14 protein-coding genes are annotated in these 18699 nt (G+C 63.1%); 1 reads left to right on the forward strand and 13 read right to left on the reverse strand.

Translation table 11 applies throughout. The features are described 5' to 3' along the window. Window positions 1-122: 122 nt before the first annotated feature. The 7 genes from recN to QN224_RS16560 form a co-directional block, all read right to left on the reverse strand. Window positions 123-1796, reverse strand: coding sequence for a DNA repair protein RecN (gene recN / locus QN224_RS16530; RefSeq protein WP_283977581.1), 1674 nt, complete (start codon window positions 1794-1796; stop codon window positions 123-125). Window positions 1797-1832: 36 nt separating this feature from the next. Continuing rightward, a complete protein-coding gene (locus QN224_RS16535) occupies window positions 1833-2699 on the reverse strand; it encodes an outer membrane protein assembly factor BamD (RefSeq protein WP_283977582.1) in 867 nt (288 codons plus the stop codon). Window positions 2700-2966: 267 nt separating this feature from the next. After that, complete coding sequence (gene lpxC / locus QN224_RS16540) at window positions 2967-3920, reverse strand: UDP-3-O-acyl-N-acetylglucosamine deacetylase (protein ID WP_283977583.1); 954 nt, start codon at window positions 3918-3920, stop codon at window positions 2967-2969. Between the two features lie 341 nt (window positions 3921-4261). Continuing rightward, window positions 4262-6055, reverse strand: a complete 1794-nt coding sequence (gene ftsZ, locus QN224_RS16545; RefSeq protein ID WP_283977584.1) for a cell division protein FtsZ — start codon at window positions 6053-6055, stop codon at window positions 4262-4264. Between the two features lie 101 nt (window positions 6056-6156). Further along, window positions 6157-7488, reverse strand: coding sequence for a cell division protein FtsA (gene ftsA, locus QN224_RS16550; protein ID WP_173509756.1), 1332 nt, complete (start codon window positions 7486-7488; stop codon window positions 6157-6159). Next, window positions 7485-8414, reverse strand: a complete 930-nt coding sequence (gene ftsQ / locus QN224_RS16555; protein WP_173509755.1) for a cell division protein FtsQ — start codon at window positions 8412-8414, stop codon at window positions 7485-7487. The genes ftsA and ftsQ overlap by 4 nt, the downstream gene beginning before the upstream one ends. Further along, window positions 8402-9328, reverse strand: coding sequence for a D-alanine--D-alanine ligase (locus QN224_RS16560; protein ID WP_173509754.1), 927 nt, complete (start codon window positions 9326-9328; stop codon window positions 8402-8404). The genes ftsQ and QN224_RS16560 overlap by 13 nt, the downstream gene beginning before the upstream one ends. Before the next feature lie 578 nt (window positions 9329-9906). On the opposite strand from QN224_RS16560, the gene QN224_RS16565 reads away from it, so the two are divergent. Further along, on the forward strand, window positions 9907-11217 hold the full coding sequence (locus tag QN224_RS16565) for an MFS transporter (protein WP_283977585.1): 1311 nt from the start codon (window positions 9907-9909) through the stop codon (window positions 11215-11217). Between the two features lie 75 nt (window positions 11218-11292). Here the strand turns inward: QN224_RS16565 and murB are convergent, their stop codons facing one another. The 6 genes from murB to mraY form a co-directional block, all read right to left on the reverse strand. Then, the gene (murB, locus tag QN224_RS16570) at window positions 11293-12267 is read right to left on the reverse strand and encodes a UDP-N-acetylmuramate dehydrogenase (protein ID WP_283977586.1); all 975 of its coding nucleotides are present in this window, start codon (window positions 12265-12267) and stop codon (window positions 11293-11295) included. A gap of 2 nt (window positions 12268-12269) precedes the next feature. Continuing rightward, window positions 12270-13679 carry a UDP-N-acetylmuramate--L-alanine ligase gene (gene murC / locus QN224_RS16575; RefSeq protein ID WP_283977587.1) on the reverse strand — a complete coding sequence of 470 codons (1410 nt, stop codon included), beginning with the start codon at window positions 13677-13679 and terminating at the stop codon, window positions 12270-12272. Beyond that, on the reverse strand, window positions 13676-14800 hold the full coding sequence (gene murG, locus QN224_RS16580; protein WP_283977588.1) for an undecaprenyldiphospho-muramoylpentapeptide beta-N-acetylglucosaminyltransferase: 1125 nt from the start codon (window positions 14798-14800) through the stop codon (window positions 13676-13678). The genes murC and murG overlap by 4 nt, the downstream gene beginning before the upstream one ends. Before the next feature lie 3 nt (window positions 14801-14803). Continuing rightward, window positions 14804-15958, reverse strand: coding sequence for a putative lipid II flippase FtsW (ftsW, locus tag QN224_RS16585; RefSeq protein ID WP_173509749.1), 1155 nt, complete (start codon window positions 15956-15958; stop codon window positions 14804-14806). Between the two features lie 62 nt (window positions 15959-16020). Further along, window positions 16021-17412 carry a UDP-N-acetylmuramoyl-L-alanine--D-glutamate ligase gene (murD, locus tag QN224_RS16590; protein WP_283977589.1) on the reverse strand — a complete coding sequence of 464 codons (1392 nt, stop codon included), beginning with the start codon at window positions 17410-17412 and terminating at the stop codon, window positions 16021-16023. Window positions 17413-17419: 7 nt separating this feature from the next. Continuing rightward, window positions 17420-18520: a phospho-N-acetylmuramoyl-pentapeptide-transferase gene (gene mraY / locus QN224_RS16595; RefSeq protein WP_173509747.1), complete on the reverse strand. Its 1101-nt coding sequence runs from the start codon at window positions 18518-18520 to the stop codon at window positions 17420-17422. Window positions 18521-18699 lie beyond the last annotated feature (179 nt).

The raw sequence follows: 18699 nt of genomic DNA on the forward strand, positions 1-18699 counted from the left end.
CCAAATCGGAATCGATTTGAGGACAAAATCATGCAGCGATTCCAGGTGCTACAGCAACCTTTGCGCGTCTCGAGAGAAGCGCCGCGCCATGGTGCATAGCCGGGAGGATGAAGTCGCTGCGCTCAGCCGTTACCGGCGAGCAGCCGCGCCGCCGCCGCCCTCGCCTCCTCGGTGATCGAGGCGCCGGCGAGCATGCGGGCGATTTCCTCGGTGCGCGCTTCGTCGTCCATACGGGCAACGCGGGTTGCGATTGTCTCTGCCTTTTCCGCCGACGGCCCCTTGGAAATCAGGAGATGGGTCGCAGCACGCGCGGCCACCTGCGGCGCGTGCGTGACGGAGAGCACCTGGACATTCTTGGAAAGCCGCTTCAGCCGCTGGCCAATGGCATCGGCGACCGCCCCGCCGACGCCGGTGTCGATTTCGTCGAAGACGAGCGTCGGCGCCGAGCCCCGATCGGCAAGCGCCACTTTCAGCGCCAACAGGAAACGCGAAAGTTCGCCGCCGGAAGCTACCTTCATGATCGGCCCCGGCCGGGTGCCGGGGTTGGTCTGCACATGGAATTCGACGATATCGATGCCATCGGCGGTCGGTGACGACGGATCGCTCGTGACCTCCACCATGAAACGCGCCCGTTCGAGCTTCAGCGCCGGCAGCTCCGCCATCACCGCGGCCGAAAGCGCGTCCGCCGTATGGTGGCGCTTCTCGGAAAGCGACCGGGCCGTTGCGTCGAAAGCCGCCCTCGCCTCTCCTACCTGCACTTCCAGCTGCTTCAGCTTCTCCTCGCCGGCATCCAGATCGGCGAGGTCGGCGATCATGCGAACGGCAAGCGCCGGGAGCTCCGTGACCGGAACGGAATATTTGCGGCTTGCGGCACGCAGTGCGAACAGCCGCTCCTCGGCGCGCTCCAGATCCTTCGGGTCGAATTCCGTGTTGCGCAGCGCCCGTTCCACCGCCATTTGCGCGTCCGAAAGCTGGTTCAGCGCCCCGTCCAAAAGCTCCACGGTCTCTTCGAGCAGGCCGGGGGCCTCGTGGCTCTTGCGCTCGAGACGCCGGACAAGTGAGGCGATCAGCGGAACCGGCGATGTATTGCCGTTGAGGAACTCCGAAGCCTCGTTGATGTCGCCGGCGATCCGCTCGGCCTTCATCATCCGCGCGCGGGCTTCTGCAAGCTCCTCCTCTTCGCCGTCACGCGGCGAAAGTGTCTCCAGCTCTTCGACGGAGGCGCGCAGATAATCGGCTTCGCGCGCAGCCGCCTCTACCTTTTCGCGGTGTTTCTTGAGATTGCGTTCCGCGTCGCGCCAGCCGCGGTAAAGCGCGGCAACCTCTTCCGCCGCTTCCGAGGTGCCGCCGAAAGCGTCAAGCAGTGCGCGATGCGCGTCAGTATCGACCAGCGCCCGGTCGTCGTGCTGGCCATGGATTTCGACCAGTGTCTGGCCGAGCTGCCGCATCAGTTGCACGCTCACCGGCTGGTCGTTGACGAAAGCCTTGGTGCGGCCGTCCGTCGACTGCACGCGGCGGAAAATCAGGTCGCCGTCGTCATCGATGCCGTTTTCGCGCAGCATCAGCCGCGCCGTGTGGCCGGCAGGCACGTCAAAAACCGCCGTGACCTGCCCCTTGTCCTCGCCGTGGCGTACAAGCGAGCCGTCGCCGCGGCCGCCGAGCGCCAGCGACAGGCTGTCGAGAAGGATGGATTTGCCCGCGCCGGTTTCGCCGGTCAGCACGGAGAGCCCGGCGTCGAAGGTGAGGTCAAGCCGTTCGATCAGGACGATATCGCGGATCGAGAGCTGGGCGAGCATCCGGTTTCATATCTTCCTTGTCGAGCACCGAGCCTATCAGGCGCCGATGAGCCTCTTGCCTGCGCGCGCGATCCAGGACGTGCCGGTTTCGCGCGGCTCAAGGCCGCCCGACTGCAGCAGCTTGAAGGAATCGGCATACCACTGGCTGTCCGGATAATTGTGCCCGAGCACTGCCGCCGCAGTCTGCGCTTCCGTGGTTACACCCATGGCGTAATAGGCCTCGACGAGTCGGGCAAGCGCTTCTTCGACCTGGTTCGTATTCGAATACTGTTCGACAACGACGCGGAAGCGGGAAACGGCGGCAAGATATTCCTTGCGCTCGAGGTAGTAGCGGCCGACCTGCATTTCCTTGCCGGCGAGTTGGTCGCGGGCGAAGCGGATCTTCGACTGCGCGTCCTCGACATAATCGGAGTCCGGATATTTATCGACGACGGCCTGCATCGCATCGATCGCCTTGGCGGCCGCCTTCTGGTCCTGGGTCACCGAGGGAATCTGCTTCGTATAGGCGAGGCCCTGAATGTATTGCGCATAGGCCGCGTCTTCCGACTGCGGATAGAGGTTCAGATAGCGGCTCGTCGCGTTGATCGCGTCCTGATATTGGCCATTGCGGTAGGCGACGAAGGCGTTCATTACCAGCGCCTTGCGGGCGTATTCGGAGAACGGATGCTGGCGGTCGAGCGCTTCGAACTTGCGCGCCGCTTCGGTCGTCTTGCCGGCATTGAGGTTGGCAAGGCCCTGGTTGTAGAGCACCTCCGGCGGATCGGTTTCCGCCGCAAGCTTGGTGATGTCGATATCCGGATCGTTCTGGCAGGCTGTGATCAGGCTGCTGCCAGCCACAGCCGCAATAACGACCGCGGCGACGCGCACCGATTTTCTTATGTCGACCGAAACTGCAAGAACCATCGAATATTCCCGTTTCACTCGGCGGACCGCATCCCGCCAGACCTGCGCGTTTTAGAGCAAGTTGCCTCAAGATCGCAACGTCATGATCAGCAATTCATGCAAATTTGTGGCGGTATGCAGTGCTTTACGCGTTTTCCACCGATGAAACCCGCCCAATACTTTGCGTGAAAGCTTATTCCCGGCCTCGATTCCGCTTCGGGGAATCATCCGGCGCAATGAAAAAGCCGGCCTTTCGGCCGGCGACTGGAGAAGAACTCACTCTTGTTGTTATGCGGACCAAGGCGCGAAACCCGGGGCGGCGACGGCGACCAAATCGCGCGAGCGGGTGCGCTGGCGCGGCGTTGCCGTTTCGACGACCTCGTAAGCGCTGTTGTCGCTCAACAGGGCTTTCAGTGCATTGGCGTTCATCTTATGGCCGCCGCGATAGGAGCGATAGCAGCCGATGAAGGGAGCGCCGGCCAGCGAAAGATCGCCGACTGCGTCAAGGGTCTTGTGGCGAACGAATTCGTCCGTATACCGCAGGCCCTCGACATTGATCACCGCGTTGTCGTCCGAGATCACCACCGAATTTTCGAGCGACGAGCCGAGCGCGAAGCCACCGGCCCACAGCCGCTCGACATCACGCATGAAGCCGAAGGTGCGTGCGCGCGACAGTTCCCGCTTGAAGACCGAAGGCGTCATATCGCCCTTCCAGGCTTGACGGCCGATCAGCGGGCAATCGAAGTCGATCTCGACCTCGAAGCGCATGCCGTCATAGGGCGTGAACTCCGACCAGGAGGCACCCGATTCGATGCGCACCGGCTTGACGATGCGGATATAGCGCCGCTTCACCGCAAGCGCCCTCAGGCCGACCTGTTCGATCGCGTCGATGAAGGGCTCGGAACTGCCGTCCATGATCGGCATTTCGGCGCCGTGGACTTCGACGAGCAAGTTGTCGAGACCGAGCGCATAAATCGCAGCCATCACGTGCTCGACCGTCGCGACAGAGGTCGCCGGCGAGAAACCGAGAACCGTGCAGAGATCGGTGTTGCCGACCTGCGACGAGACGGCCCGGAACTCGGCGACGCGGCCGCCGGCGAGAACCCGCTGGAAGACGATGCCGGCATCGGCCTCGGCCGGGTGGAAGGTGATCGACACTTCCGCGCCTGAATGGACGCCAATTCCCTTCAGCGTTACCGGGCTTGCAATCGTCGTCTGAAACCCGAGGAGTTCAATTCCCATTCTCGTCGTCACTTTCACTCAATGAGGCCGCCTGGGCCAAACGCACGAAGGATGCAACGATGTTCAAAGGCACAAAGTAAGATCCCCGAGGATTCGCGCCTGTCGGCCGAAACCTCGATCTCTTGAACTAACAGCGCCCGATCGAATCGTATGCGTCCCCAATTCCGATGCTGAAAATAAGATTTTGGAGGCACCATTCCAAATCACTGTTCGTTTCGCATTGTTACGCAATTGTCATGCGCGCAACTTAAGTGGCAAGCGGTTGAAAGAACGACGAAAATCGAAAAATGCCCGGGCAGTCGCCCGGGCATTCGGCAAGGTGAAGGAACAGTCCTTCAAAATCAGTTCGATTGCCGGCGAAGGAACGCCGGGATTTCGAGCTGATCATCTTCGTGCGAGCGCGCCTGCGGCGAGACGCGGCCGTGATCGTCAAGCTGGCCGCGACGCGGCGCGTAAAGGCTCGCTTCCGGCGAAAGCGGGCGGCGCTGCTGCGAGGCAGCACTCGGTGCTGCGGCCGTCATGTCGGCGGAGACGCCGTGATCGTCATCGTCGCGACGGGAAAGCGAATTGGTGATTCGCTTCAGGAGCCCCATCGGGCCGCGCTCTTCCTGGTGAGCGGGTGCGGCATGCGCGCGGTGATCGATCTCGGCCTTCACGACTGGCGGGAAGTCCTCGACCTTCGGCATGCGCACCGGTTCGGCCTGCTGGCGCACGACCGGAGCAGGCTCGTGACGGACCGGCTGCGGCTGCATTTGCGGCTGCATTTGCGGCTGGACCTGTGCCTGCACCGGCATTTCGACCGGACGCTGCACCGGCGGGGCCTGACGCACTACGGGAGCGGCCTCCACCGGGGCGGCGCCGGCGAAAAGCTTGCTTTGGGGCCGAAAGGCTTCTTCCTGCACGTGCTGTACCTGCTGCACAGGCGCGGCGACCTGGGTGCGGGTGGCGATATCGAGCTCGCGCTCCATTTCGGCTTCGCGGATTGCGAGCGCGATCTGGTCGACCGTGTTTTGCTGCTGCACGGGCTGGGCAACCGGCTGCGGCTGTGGTGCCGGCTGGTGGTGCTGGGCGACCGGCTGAGGCTGGGTCGGGATTGCTGCGGACGGGCGAACGACCGGCTTCGGCGCTACCGGACGAAAGTCAACCGTGCGACCGGCCACCTCCGCAGCCGTGCGATCGATACCGGTTGCAACCACGGAAACGCGGATCAGGCCTTCGAGTTCTTCGTCGAAGGTGGCGCCAAGGATGATGTTGGCGTCGGGATCCACTTCCTCGCGGATGCGCGTTGCAGCCTCATCGACCTCGAAGAGCGTGAGGTCGCGACCGCCGGTGATGGAGATGAGCAACCCTTGAGCGCCCTTCATCGAGGTTTCGTCGAGCAGCGGGTTGGCGATTGCAGCCTCGGCGGCAGCCATTGCGCGGCCTTCGCCCGATGCTTCGCCGGTGCCCATCATGGCGCGGCCCATTTCGCGCATCACCGAGCGGACGTCGGCGAAGTCGAGATTGATCAGGCCTTCCTTGACCATGAGGTCGGTGATGCAGGCAACGCCCGAATAGAGGACCTGGTCGGCCATCGCGAAGGCGTCCGCGAAGGTCGTCTTGTCGTTGGCAATGCGGAAGAGGTTCTGGTTCGGGATGACGATCAGCGTGTCGACCGACTTCTGCAGTTCGGCGATACCCTGATCGGCGAGGCGCATGCGGCGCTGGCCTTCGAAGTGGAAGGGCTTTGTGACGACGCCGACGGTCAGGATGCCCTTGTTGCGGGCGGCCTGCGCAACGATCGGGGCCGCGCCGGTGCCGGTGCCGCCGCCCATGCCGGCGGTGACGAAGCACATATGCGTGCCGTTCAGATGATCGATGATCTCGTCGATGCACTCTTCGGCGGCTGCGCGGCCGACTTCCGGCTGCGAACCGGCGCCGAGACCTTCGGTGACTGCCACACCCATCTGGATGATCCGTTCAGCCTTGGTCATGGTGAGCGCCTGCGCGTCCGTGTTGGCGACGACGAAATCGACGCCCTGCAGGCCCGCGGTGATCATGTTGTTGACGGCGTTGCCGCCGCCGCCACCGACGCCGAAGACCGTGATGCGGGGCTTCAGCTCGGTGATATCCGGCTTTTGCAAGTTGATGGTCATATCACTGTTCCTTCTCGTTTTCTGGCCGCCTTGCCGAGCCGGCCAAATCCTTCAAAACTCAAACACCTGTTTCGCCCGGCGCCCTGCGACGCCGGCGAAGCTCAGAAACTCTCTTTCAACCACTGTCCCATGCGGGCGATGCGGCTGTTGCCGCCGCCGAAGGTGGAGAACATGCCGCCGTGGGCAGCATGGGTCTCGAGATCAGCGACCTGCGGATAGATCATCAGCCCGACAGCCGTGGAAAAGGCGGGCCCCTTCGCCGCGGCCGGCAGACCGGACACGCCGAGCGGGCGACCAATGCGGACGTTGCGGGCGAGAATGCGCCGCGCCGCTTCCGGCAGACCGGTCAGCTGGCTGGCGCCGCCCGTCAGTACGATGCGCTTGCCGACGATCGGGCTGAAGCCCGAACGCTGAATGCGATCGCGAATGAGTTCCAGCGTCTCCTCGATACGGGCGCGAACGATGCGTGACACCAGAGCGCGCGGCACATGGGTCGGCTGATCGCGATCGTCCTCACCGATCGGCGGGACGGATACGATGTCGCGCTCGTCGGCGCTGTTCGGCAGCGCCGAACCGTGCACGACCTTCAGCCGCTCGGCATCCTCGATGCGCGTCGAGAGACCGCGTGCAAGATCGGTGGTGACATGATGGCCGCCGAGGCTGACGGCGTCGGCATGAACCAGCTTGCCTTCGGCGAAGACGGAAATCGTCGTCGTGCCGCCGCCCATGTCGATGGCCGCGCAGCCAAGCTCCACCTCGTCGTCGACGAGTGCGGCAAGACCGCTGGCGTAAGGCGTCGCAACGATGCCCTCGACCGAGAGATGAGCGCGGTTGACGCAGAGCTCGAGATTCTTGAGAGCCGCCCGCTCGACCGTCAGCACGTGCATATCCACGCCAAGGACATCGCCGAACATCGCCAGCGGATCGCGGATGCCGCGCTCGCCATCTAGCGAGAAGCCGGTCGGCAGCGAATGCAGGATCGCCCGATCGGAGCGCTGCGACTGCTGGCCGGCGGCGGCCAGCACCTTCTTGAGATCGCTTGCATCGACCTCCTGTCCGCCGAGATCGATCGTCGCCGTGTAGACGTCGCTCTGCAGCCGGCCGGCGGAAACATTGACGATCAGGCTGTCGATCGTCAGCCCCGCCATCCGCTCCGCGGCATCGACCGCGAGCCTGACGACGCCCTCCGCCGCGTCGAGATCGGCGATGACGCCGTTCTTCACACCGCGCGACTTCTGATGGCCTATGCCGATGATTTCGATGTTGTGGGTGCGACCGGGCAGGATCTGGCTTTCGGCGCGCGGCGTCAGCCGGCCGATCATGCAGACGATCTTGGTCGAGCCGATGTCGAGCACCGAGACGACGTGCGACCGCTTGGACGAAAGCGGCTTCAGACGCGGAAGGCCAAAATTGGCGGATCCGAACAAACTCATATCCGCTTCTCCTGGGCTTTCAGCATCTTCTCCCTCGCCTTCAACGCGACCTCTCGCCGGGCAACGGCTTCCGGCGTCAATTGTACCGTGGTGCGGTCTTCGAGCCTCAGATCGACGGCGGCGATGTCGCGCTCGAGAAGCTGATGCCTCTCCTCCATCTCGGCGAGAACCTTCATCGCCCTGGCGACGTCGTTCTCCGGAAGCTTGACGATGATGCCGTTGTCGAGGCGCAGGTCCCACCGCCTGCCGGAAACCCGCACGAAAGCCTTCACACGGGAGCGGAACTCCGGCCAGCGCGAGAATTCGTCGTAGAACCCGGCCGCCGCCGTCTCTGCATCGCGACCGACGAACAGCGGCAAAGCGGCGAATTTGTTGTCGCGAAGCGGCGCGATGACACTGCCGCTGCGCTCGATCAGCGACAGGTCGGAGCCGTGCTGCCAGATGCCGAAGGCCTTGCGTTCCTCGAGGTTGACCTCGATCGTGCCGGGATAGACCTTGCGCACGGTCACGTTCTGCACCCAGGGCAATTCGCTGATCAGCCTGCGGGCCTCAGCGATGTCGAGAGCGACGAGCGACGTCGCGCCATCGAGCCCGAGCTGCTGGAGAATATCGATCTCGGAGGTTTGCTCATTGCCGGAAACCCGAACGTCCTCGATGGCGAAGCCGGCTGCCGTCGTTGAGGCTTGCGCGAAGTTCTGCGTGTGACCCCCAAGCGACATTCCATAGAAGCCCGTCGCCGCAAGGAAGGCGGCGGCCGACACTGTACCGGTGTGCGCGGGAAAGCGGATGCGGCCCGTGCCAAGACTGACCAGGAAACGCACGACCTTGCGCAGTGGACGCGGCAGCACGAACGTCTCATCCGCCTCGCCGGCGACGCCGAGCGGGTGACGCACCCTTCTGCCCCTTCTGCCCCTCAACGCAAACACGATGCGTCCTCCACCATCCACCTGAGAAACTCACCAAACTGAAGGCCCGCATGCTGCGCCATCTCGGGCACCAGGGAGGTCGGGGTCATGCCGGGCTGGGTATTGATTTCCAGCCAGATCAACTCGCCCTCGCCGGGACCGCGATCGTCGAAGCGGAAGTCGGATCGGCTGACGCCGCGGCAACCGATTGCCTGATGCGCCTTCAAAGCGAGTGTTTGTATTTTTTGGTAAATATTTGGTGAAATCTGCGCCGGAATGACGTGGCTTGAACCACCTTTTACGTATTTTGAATCATAATCGTAGAAGGCATGCCCCTGAGGAATGATCTCGGTGACGCCGAGCGCGACATCGCCCATGACGCCGCATGTCAGCTCGCGGCCGGCGATATAGCGCTCGACCATGACACGGTCGCCGTAGCGCCATTCGCTGGACGTGATCACCTGCGGCGGATGCGACTGATCCTCCTTGACGATGACGACGCCGAAGCTCGAACCTTCGCGAACCGGCTTGACCACATAGGGCGGCTTCATCGGGTGCCGGTTGCCGAATGTGCGCCGATCCATGATCAACGCATCAGCGACCGGAATGCCGGCAGCCTTGGCGACATGCTTGGCCTGCGCCTTGTCCATGGCGAGCGCGGAGGCAAGCACGCCGGAATGGGTATAGGGAATCTCGAGATATTCCAGGATGCCCTGGATCGTGCCGTCTTCGCCGAAGGGGCCGTGGAGGGCGTTGAAGGCAATCTCCGGACGCAGGTCCGCAAGAACTGCGGCCACATCGCGCCCGACGTCCACGCGCGTAACGCGATAGCCTTCGGCTTCAAGGGCATCGGCGCAAGCAGCCCCGGAAGACAGGCTCACCGGCCTCTCCGAGGAAAATCCGCCCATCAGGACAGCAACATGCCTGCCGCTCATCAAAACCCCCAAACAATACGCCACTATCACTATTCTTGCTTGCGTCTGGCTGATTCCGGCTGCCGAGTCGCCGGCGCCCGAACAGCGCCACTAGAACGGCATTATGGTTAATGAATCGTTTACTTTGGTTAACTCTTCTCATGAAGCGCGTCAGCTTTGCCGCCGAAAACGCCTGCCGAAACAAGGCAATCAGCCGAGAAATCAGTGGTTTGTACGACTACGTTAAGAAATGAGTGCGGACGGCGAAAAATGAAGCCCCTGGATATCCTTCGGGGTTCTTGGCAAGGCTCTCGTGGCTTGCCTGAGCGCGCCGCTCACGTGGGACACCATCACTTCGACAATCTTGCGAACGGCGGTGACTACCGCAAAGGAATGTTGCCGGGATCTGGCCCTTGCCGAAAATCGAGGCATCGAGCGGGCAGATCATGCCGAGCCACGCGCCGGCGGAACAATGCTGCGCCCGCCGCAAATTTAGTTCGCATTTCTTACTATTTCAGGGTTTCTCCCGACGGAAACTTGCGCTAAGACCCGCCGACCGCCTCCCAAGACGGCATGACAATCATATCAGGAACAAGACAATGACAGACGCGACAACCTCGCTGTCGCCGAAGGATAGTGCGTTGCATCAGCCGGCAGTGAACTCGCCTGCACGGGTGCTGTTCGCCAGCCTCGTCGGCACGACCATCGAATTCTTCGACTTCTACGTTTATGCGACGGCGGCGGTGATCATTTTCCCGCATCTCTTCTTCCCCTCGGCCGATCCGACCTCGGCGATGCTGCAGTCCTTCGCCACCTTCTCGATCGCCTTTTTCGCCCGCCCCTTCGGCGCGGTGGTCTTCGGCCATTTCGGTGACAAGGTCGGCCGCAAGGCGACACTCGTTGCGGCACTCATGACCATGGGCATTTCGACCGTCGTCATCGGTCTTCTGCCGACCTATGCGACGATCGGCATTGCCGCGCCGCTGCTGCTGGCGCTCTGCCGCTTCGGCCAGGGCCTCGGGCTCGGCGGCGAGTGGGGCGGCGCCGTGCTGCTCGCTACCGAGAACGCCCCGGAAGGCAAGCGGAGCTGGTACGCGATGTTCCCGCAGCTCGGTGCGCCGATCGGCTTCATCCTTTCCGCCGGCACCTTCCTCGTGCTCGGCGAAGTGATGAGCGAGGAAGCCTTCCTCGCCTGGGGCTGGCGCATCCCCTTCATCGCCAGCGTGCTCCTCGTCATCGTCGGCCTCTATGTCCGCCTGAAGATCACCGAGACGCCGGAATTCCAGACGGCGATCGACAAGCATGAGCGCGTCGAAGTTCCGGTCGCGGCAATCTTCCGCTCACACAAGCGCAGTCTCGTGCTCGGCACTTTCGTGGCGCTCGCGACCTTTGTTCTGTTCTACCTGATGACCGTCTTCTCGCTCTCCTGGGGCACGGCGAAGCTCGGTTATTCGCGCGAGCAGTTCCTGGTCGTCCAGATGGCCGGCGTCGTCTTCTTCGGCCTGATGATCCCGGTCTCGGGCATTCTTTCGGATCGCTTCGGTCGGCGTCTCGTTCTGGTGCTGACGACGATCGGCATCGGCATCTTCGGTCTCGTCATGGCTCCGCTGATGACGAGCGGCCTAGGCGGCGCCTTCGCCTCTTCGATCATCGGCCTTGGTCTGATGGGACTCACTTACGGGCCGATCGGCGCAGCACTCGCCGCCCCCTTCCCGACGGCGGTGCGCTACACCGGTGCCTCGATGACCTTCAACCTCGCCGGCATCTTCGGCGCGTCGCTGGCGCCCTACATCGCCACCTGGCTTGCGACTAACTACAGCCTCGGCCATGTCGGCTACTATCTGCTGGCCGCCGCGCTGATCACGCTCGTCTGCCTGCTGCTCTCGAAGGAAGTGGAAGTTTCCGGCTGACGACAACACCGAATTGAAAAGCAGAAAGGGCCGCGACGGCAACCGTCGCGGCCCTTTCCTTTGCTATTTTCCGGCTTAGGCTATGCCGCGGCCAAGGAATTCCTTGATCTCGTAACCTGGCATGAAATTGCCGACGCGCTTGATCTCCCACTCCAGCTTCACGCCGGAATGTTCCATTACCCGCTGGCGCACGGTCTCGCCGAGATATTCGAGCTCGTAGCCGGTCGCCTGCCCCGTGTTGATCATGAAGTTGCAGTGAAGCGGCGACATCTGCGCGCTGCCGATCATCATGCCGCGGCAACCCGCCTCGTCGATGAGCTTCCAGGCGGAGTGGCCTTCCGGATTCTTGAAGGTCGAGCCGCCGGTCTTTTCGCGGATCGGCTGCACCGTCTCGCGATGCTGGCGAACGGCGTCCATGTCGGTGCGGATCTTGTTCTTGTCTTCCGGATAGCCTTCGAAAATCGCATGCGTGAAGATCAGGTCCTTCGCCGCTGCAGTGTGACGATAGGAATAGCCCATGTCGGCTTTGCTCAGCACATGCTTTTTGCCCTTGCGGTCGACCGCATGGACCTCCACGACGCGCTCGCGCGTCTCGCCGCCATTCGCGCCGGCGTTCATCCGTAGCGCACCACCGATCGAACCCGGGATGCCGTAGTAGAAATAGAAGCCGCCAATGCCGTGGTCGAGCGCCATCGCGGCGATATTCTTGTCCGGGCAGATGGCACCCGCCTTGATGCGGTTTTCGCCGACGATCTCAAGATCGCCGAAGCCCTTTGCCGATAGGCGGATGACGACGCCCGGAATGCCGCCGTCGCGCACGAGCAGGTTGGAACCGACGCCGATGACCATGACCGGTACGTTCTCCGGCACGAGCTTCAGGAACGTGACGAGATCGTCGGTGTCGTGCGGCTGGAACATGAGCTCGGCAAGCCCACCGGCGCGAAACCAGGTCACGCGGTCCATCGGGGCATCGGGCGTGATGCGTCCGCGAACTGCACTGACGCCGCTTCCGAGCGCTTCGAGAAGTTTCTGACCGTTGACCTGTTTCATGCTCAAATTCCTGAAATATTCGCGAGTTCCTTGGGCAGGGCTGCAGCCCAATAGGTAATGCTGCCAGCCCCCAAGAGAACCACAAAATCGCCCGCCTGCGCAATCTTCGAGACGATCGGTGCGATTTCCTCCTGCCCGGCGACATGGCGCGCGTCACGGTGGCCCGCCGCTTTGATGCGATTGACCAGCGCTTCCGAATTCACGCCGTCGATCGCGTCCTCGCCCGCCGCGTAGACGGGCGCGATCAGGATCGTGTCGGCATCGTTGAAGCAGGAAGAGAAGTCCTCGAAGAGGCTCGACAGGCGGCTGTAGCGATGCGGCTGGTGGACAGCGATGATCCGTCCCTGGCAGGCCTCGCGCGCCGCTTTCAGGACCGCCTTGATCTCGACCGGGTGATGGCCGTAGTCGTCGAAGATGCGCGCGCCATTCCACTCGCCGGTAAGCGTGAAACGCCGCTTGACGCCGCCGAAGGCGGCGAGCCCCTTCGCGATATCCTCCGGCTTGATGCCGAGACGCTGGGCGACGGCGATAGCGGCCGTGGCATTGGAAACGTTGTGGCGGCCGGGCATCGGCAGCCGCAGATCCTTCATCGTGATCACCTGCCCTGTACGGCGGCGGCGGATCTCGATATCGAAGATCGAGGTCGCGCCGTCCATGCGTATATTGTGGTAGCGCACGTCCGCCTGCGGGTTCTCGCCATAGCTGACGACCTTGCGGTCCTCGATCTTGGCGACCATCGACTGGACCTCGGGATGATCGAGGCAGAGCACGCCGAAGCCATAGAAGGGCACGTTCTCGACGAACTGCCGGAAGGCCGCCCTCACGGCGTCGAAATTACCGTAGTGGTCGAGATGCTCCGGGTCGATATTGGTGACGACGGCGATGTCGGCCGGCAACTTCAGGAAGGTACCGTCGGACTCGTCCGCCTCGACCACCATCCATTCGCCGGCGCCCATGCGCGCGTTGGTGCCGTAGGCGTTGATGATGCCGCCATTGATGACGGTCGGATCGAGCCCGCCTGCATCGAGCAGCGCTGCGACCATCGAGGTCGTCGTCGTCTTGCCGTGCGTGCCGCCGATGGCGATCGCATTGCGGAAGCGCATCAGTTCGGCCAGCATTTCGGCGCGGCGCACGACGGGCAGGAATTTTTCGCGCGCGGCGATCAACTCGGGATTGTCCTTCTTGATCGCGGTCGAGACGACGACAACCTCGGCATCGCCGAGGTTTTCAGCCTTGTGGCCGACGGAGATCCTGATGCCCTTGTCGCGCAGGCGCTGCACGTTGGCGCTGTCCGACTGATCCGAACCCTGCACCCGGTGACCGAGATTGTGCAGCACCTCTGCAATACCGCTCATGCCAATGCCGCCGATACCGATGAAATGTACGAGCCCGATCGTCTTCGGCATTTTCATGAGCGTGTTTCCTTGAATTTCTCGACTGTCAAACCGCTGGCAATAGCCTCTACGAGGGACGCAAGCAAGCGCGCGGCGTCCGGTTTGCCGGTTTCGCGGGCATTGGTGGCCATCTGCGCCAGGGATTGCGGATTGTTCATGGCGTCGGCGAGGATGCCAGAGAGCCGTTCGGCGCTGAGTTCGGCCTGTGCGATCACACGGGCGCCGCCCTTGGCCGCAAGCGCGGCGGCATTCGCCGCCTGATCGTGATCGAGCGCATAGGGATAGGGCACAAGGACTGCGGGCCGGCCGATCACGGCAAGCTCGGAAACGGTCGACGCGCCCGAACGGCAGATGACGAGTTGGGCCGCCGCGATCCGCGCCGCCATGTCGTTGAAGAAGGGGGCAACCTCGGCCGGGACGCCGAGTTTCTGGTATGCCGCGATGACACCTTCCCGATCCTCAGGGCGCGCCTGCTGCGTGACCCGCACCCGCTGGCGCGCGGCGTCGTCGAGACGGCAGACCGCCTGTGGAATCGCCTGCGAGAAATATTGTGCGCCCTGGCTGCCGCCGAAGACGACCAGGTGGAAGGGCGCATCGCTCGCCGAGGTCGCATAGGGCACGCCCGCCGCCTGGAGCACGGCGGGACGAACGGGATTGCCGGTAGTCACCGTTTTCGTCGCGAAACCGCCGGTCCCCTCGGGCAGAAAGCCTCCCGCGATTGCCCGAACGCGCGATGCCAGCATCTTGTTGGCTCGTCCCATCACGGCGTTCTGCTCGTGGATCATCGAGGGGACACCCATGCCGGTCGCCGCCAGCAGCGGCGGCACGGTAGGGTAACCCCCGAAACCGATCACCGCCTTCGGCTTCAGGCGCGCGATCAGCCGCCGCGCCGCGCGCAGGCCTGTCCAGAGCTTCCAGACCGATTGCGCCAGTTTGATCGGGTTCTTCGAGCCGATCGTCGCCGACGGCACGACATGGATGTCGTCCGCCGGAAACCTGCCGGCAAAGCGCTCGGCGCGGCTGTCCGTCACCAGATGCACGGAATAGCCGGACGCCCTCAACTCATGTGCCAGCGCTTCCGCGGGAAAAAGGTGACCGCCGGTGCCGCCGGCGGCAAGAAGAATGATGCCTTTGCTCATGACTTACTCCGCCGGCACGCCGACGCCGGATCGAAAGAGGCTACGCTCCACGGCGCGCTTTTCCGGCCGGTGACGGGTCAATGCCAGGATGAATCCGGCCGTCACGCAGATCGCCACCATCGACGAGCCGCCGTAGGAGATCAGCGGCAGGGTCATGCCCTTGGCCGGAAGAAGTTCGAGGTTCACACCGATATTGATCAGCGACTGGATGCCGATCTGCAGGACCAGCCCGGCGACGGCGAAGCGGTTGAAATCGTTGCGCTCGCGGAAGGCATGGCTGAGGCCGCGCATGACGAGGAACGAAAAGATCAGCACGATGGCCATGCAGAAGACGATGCCGAATTCCTCGGCGGCTACCGAGAAGACAAAGTCGGTGTGGCTGTCGGGAATGATGCGCTTGACCACGCCCTCGCCCGGGCCGCGGCCGAACCAGTCGCCGCGGATGATCGCCTCGCGCGCCGTGTCCACCTGGAACGTGTCGCCCTCGCCGGTCAGGAAGCGGTCGATACGGCCGGCGACGTGCGGCAGCATGGTATAGGCGACGAAGAAGCCGCCGACCGCCGCGCCCGCGAGCACGATGATCCAGAGCCACGGCATGCCCGCCATGAAGAACATGCCGCCCCAGACGGCCGTCGTGAGGATAGTCTGGCCGAGGTCGGGCTGGGCGACGAGAAGCGCGCCGACGATACCGAAAAGCAGGATGGCGAAAAGATTGCCCGGGATTTCAGGCTGCCTTGCGTGCTCGGAGAAAAGCCAGGCGCAGACGACCACGAAGGCCGGCTTCATGAATTCCGAAGGCTGAATGGAGATGCCGGCGATCGAAATCCAGCGCAGCGAGCCCTTGACCTCCTGACCGACGAAGAGAACCAGCACCATCATCCCGAGAGAAATTGCGAGAAGGATGATCGCTGCGCGCCTGACCTGCCGCGGCGAAAGAAAGGAGATGCCGACCATCACCGCAAGCGACGGCAGGAGGAAGAGCGCGTGACGCTTGACGAAATGAAAGCTGTCGAGGCCGAGCCGTTCGGCGACCGGCGGGCTCGCCGCGAAGGAGAGCATGAAGCCGACGCCCATCAGGAGGACGAAGGTTGCGAGAAAAAACCTGTCGATCGTCCAGAACCAGTCGGCCACAGGGCCACGTTCGGCTCGGCTTACCATCTGTCTGTCCCCTTTCCGGCGCACATGTGCGCCACGTCAATAGTTCAGCCCAACTCCGCCCGTCAGATGAGCATGGTCACGCCTTCGAGCGCCGCCACATGCCCGACGAAGGCATCTCCGCGCACCTCGAAATTCTTGTACTGATCGAAGCTTGCACAAGCCGGTGAGAGCATCACGGCCGATGGTCCCCCCTCGTCTCGTGCTGCATCCGCCGCCGCATGCGCCACGGCATTCTCCAGCGTTCCCGAAATCTCGTAGCGCACGGCCTCGCCGAGCGTCGCTGCAAAAGCTGGCGCCGCCTCGCCGATCAGATAGGCCTTGACGATCTTCGGGAAGAACGGCGTCAGCGAGGCGATGCCGCCTTCCTTCGGCAGACCGCCGGCGATCCAATAGATCCGATCGTAACTCGACAGTGCCGGCGCCGCGGCATCCGCATTGGTCGCCTTGCTGTCGTTGACGAAGACGACATCACCCTTTTTCCCGACCGGCTGCATGCGGTGCTTCAGCCCCGGGAAGCTGCGGAGACCGTCGACGATGTCCTTCTCCTCGACGCCGACCGCGAGGCAGGCGGCAATCGCCGCAGCCGCATTCTGTGCGTTATGCCCGCCCCGCAACGTCTGGATGCCTGCAAGATCGGTGAAGAGCGAAGACGTGCCACCACGGGCGCGCATCAACCGCGAGCATTCGGCATAAAGCCCATCAGCAAGCACCTGCCGACGTGAAATGCGAACGACCCTGGTTCCGGCACGCTCCACCCGATCGGCGATCAGTGTCGAGAAGCTATCGTCGACGCCCACGATCGCGGTGTCGCTTCCCGCCACCAGGCGCTCCTTGATATTGGCATAGTTCTGCATCGTGCCATGCCGGTCCAAATGATCCGGGGTCAGGTTGAGCAGGATGCCGGCCGTCGCCTCAAGCGTCGGCGCAAGATCGATTTGGTAGGAGGAGCATTCCACCACGTAGAAACGTCCGGCCTTCGGCGGATCGAGCGTCAGTACCGCGGTGCCGATATTGCCGCCAAGCTGGGTGTCTCGCCCGCTTTCTCTCAGGATGTGGGCGATAAGCGCCGTCGTTGTCGACTTGCCGTTGGTGCCGGTGATGGCGATGAAAGGGCAGTCGGGCGCGTGCGCCCGGCGCTCGCGCACGAAAAGTTCCACGTCGCCGATGATCTCGACACCCGCCTGATGGGCAAGATCGACGGTCCAATGCGGCTTCGGATGCGTCAGCGGCACGCCGGGAGAGAGTACGAAAGCGGCAAAGCCGGACCAGTCGACGCCGCGCAGATCGGCCGTCGAAAGCCCCGCTGCGGCGGCCTTGGTGACGCTGTCGGGATTGTCGTCCCAGCCGACGACGTCCGCCCCGCCCGCGACCAGCGCTTGCGCCGTCGCGAGGCCGGAACCACCGAGCCCGAAGAGTGCGACCTTCCTGTCCTTGAATGTGGTGACCGGGATCATCGCACACTCACCGCAGCTTGAGCGTCGAAAGGCCGATCATCGCGAGGATGACGGCGATGATCCAGAAGCGGATCACCACCTGGCTTTCCGTCCAGCCCTTCTTTTCGAAGTGATGGTGGATCGGCGCCATCAGGAAGACGCGGCGGCCGGTCCGCTTGAACCAGAAGACCTGGATAATCACCGACAACGTCTCAATGACGAAGAGGCCGCCGACGATGATCATCACGACTTCATGCTTCGTGGCGACGGCAACCGTGCCGATGAGGCCACCCAGCGCCAGCGAGCCGGTATCGCCCATGAAGATTGCGGCGGGTGGCGCGTTGAACCAGAGGAAGCCGAGACCCGCGCCGATGACGGCGCCGAGGATCACGGCGAGTTCACCGGTGCCCGGTACGAAATGGATCTGCAGATAGTTGGCGAAAACGGCGTTACCGGCGAGATAGGCGATCAGCCCGAAGGCGGCGGACGCGATCATCACGGGCACGATGGCAAGCCCGTCGAGACCGTCGGTCAGGTTCACGGCATTGCCCGCGCCGACGATGACGAAACCGCCGAAAAGCACGAAGAAATAACCGAGATTGAGCATCAGGTCCTTGAAGAAGGGGAAAGTAACCGAGGAACCGAAGGTGGAGCCCGCGGTCCCCGCCGAAAGCGCGGCCCGCATCATGAAGAAGACGGCGATCGCCGCGATCACGAATTCGATGCCGAGACGCGCCTTGCCGGAAAAGCCCTTGTCCGACTGCTTCGTCACCTTGAGGTAATCGTCGTAGAAGCCGATCGCGCCGAAGCCGAGCGTCACGAGAAGGGTCGAGACGACATAGACGCTGGACAGGTCGGCCCAAAGCAGCGACGAGACGACGATGCCGGCAAGGATCATCAGGCCGCCCATGGTCGGCGTTCCGGCCTTCTTGAAGTGGGTCTGCGGACCATCGGCGCGGATCGGCTGGCCCTTGCCCTGGCGGATGCGAAGCGATGCGATCATCGCCGGGCCGAACAGGAAGACGATCAAGGCGGAAGTAAAGAGAGCTGCACCCGTGCGGAAAGTGATGTAGCGAAAGAGGTTGAAGAATTGAAAGTGGTCCGCCAGTTCCACGAGCCAGATCAGCATAAGGGACCTTTCCCCAAAGGTTTTAGTATCGGACATTGTCCAACAGAATCATCTGATAGACGTTACCCGCTTGTGGTCGACTATGTTAGGCCATATCCCCTGGCCGAAGGGCGGTATCCACCAGCACCACAGCGCCGTGCATCCTTTCAGACGCACAAAGCTCGCTGTCGCACTTTCAA

It is taken from the genome of Sinorhizobium sp. 7-81, assembly GCF_030124405.1.
In the GTDB taxonomy this organism is placed as follows: Bacteria; Pseudomonadota; Alphaproteobacteria; order Rhizobiales; family Rhizobiaceae; genus Sinorhizobium; species Sinorhizobium psoraleae.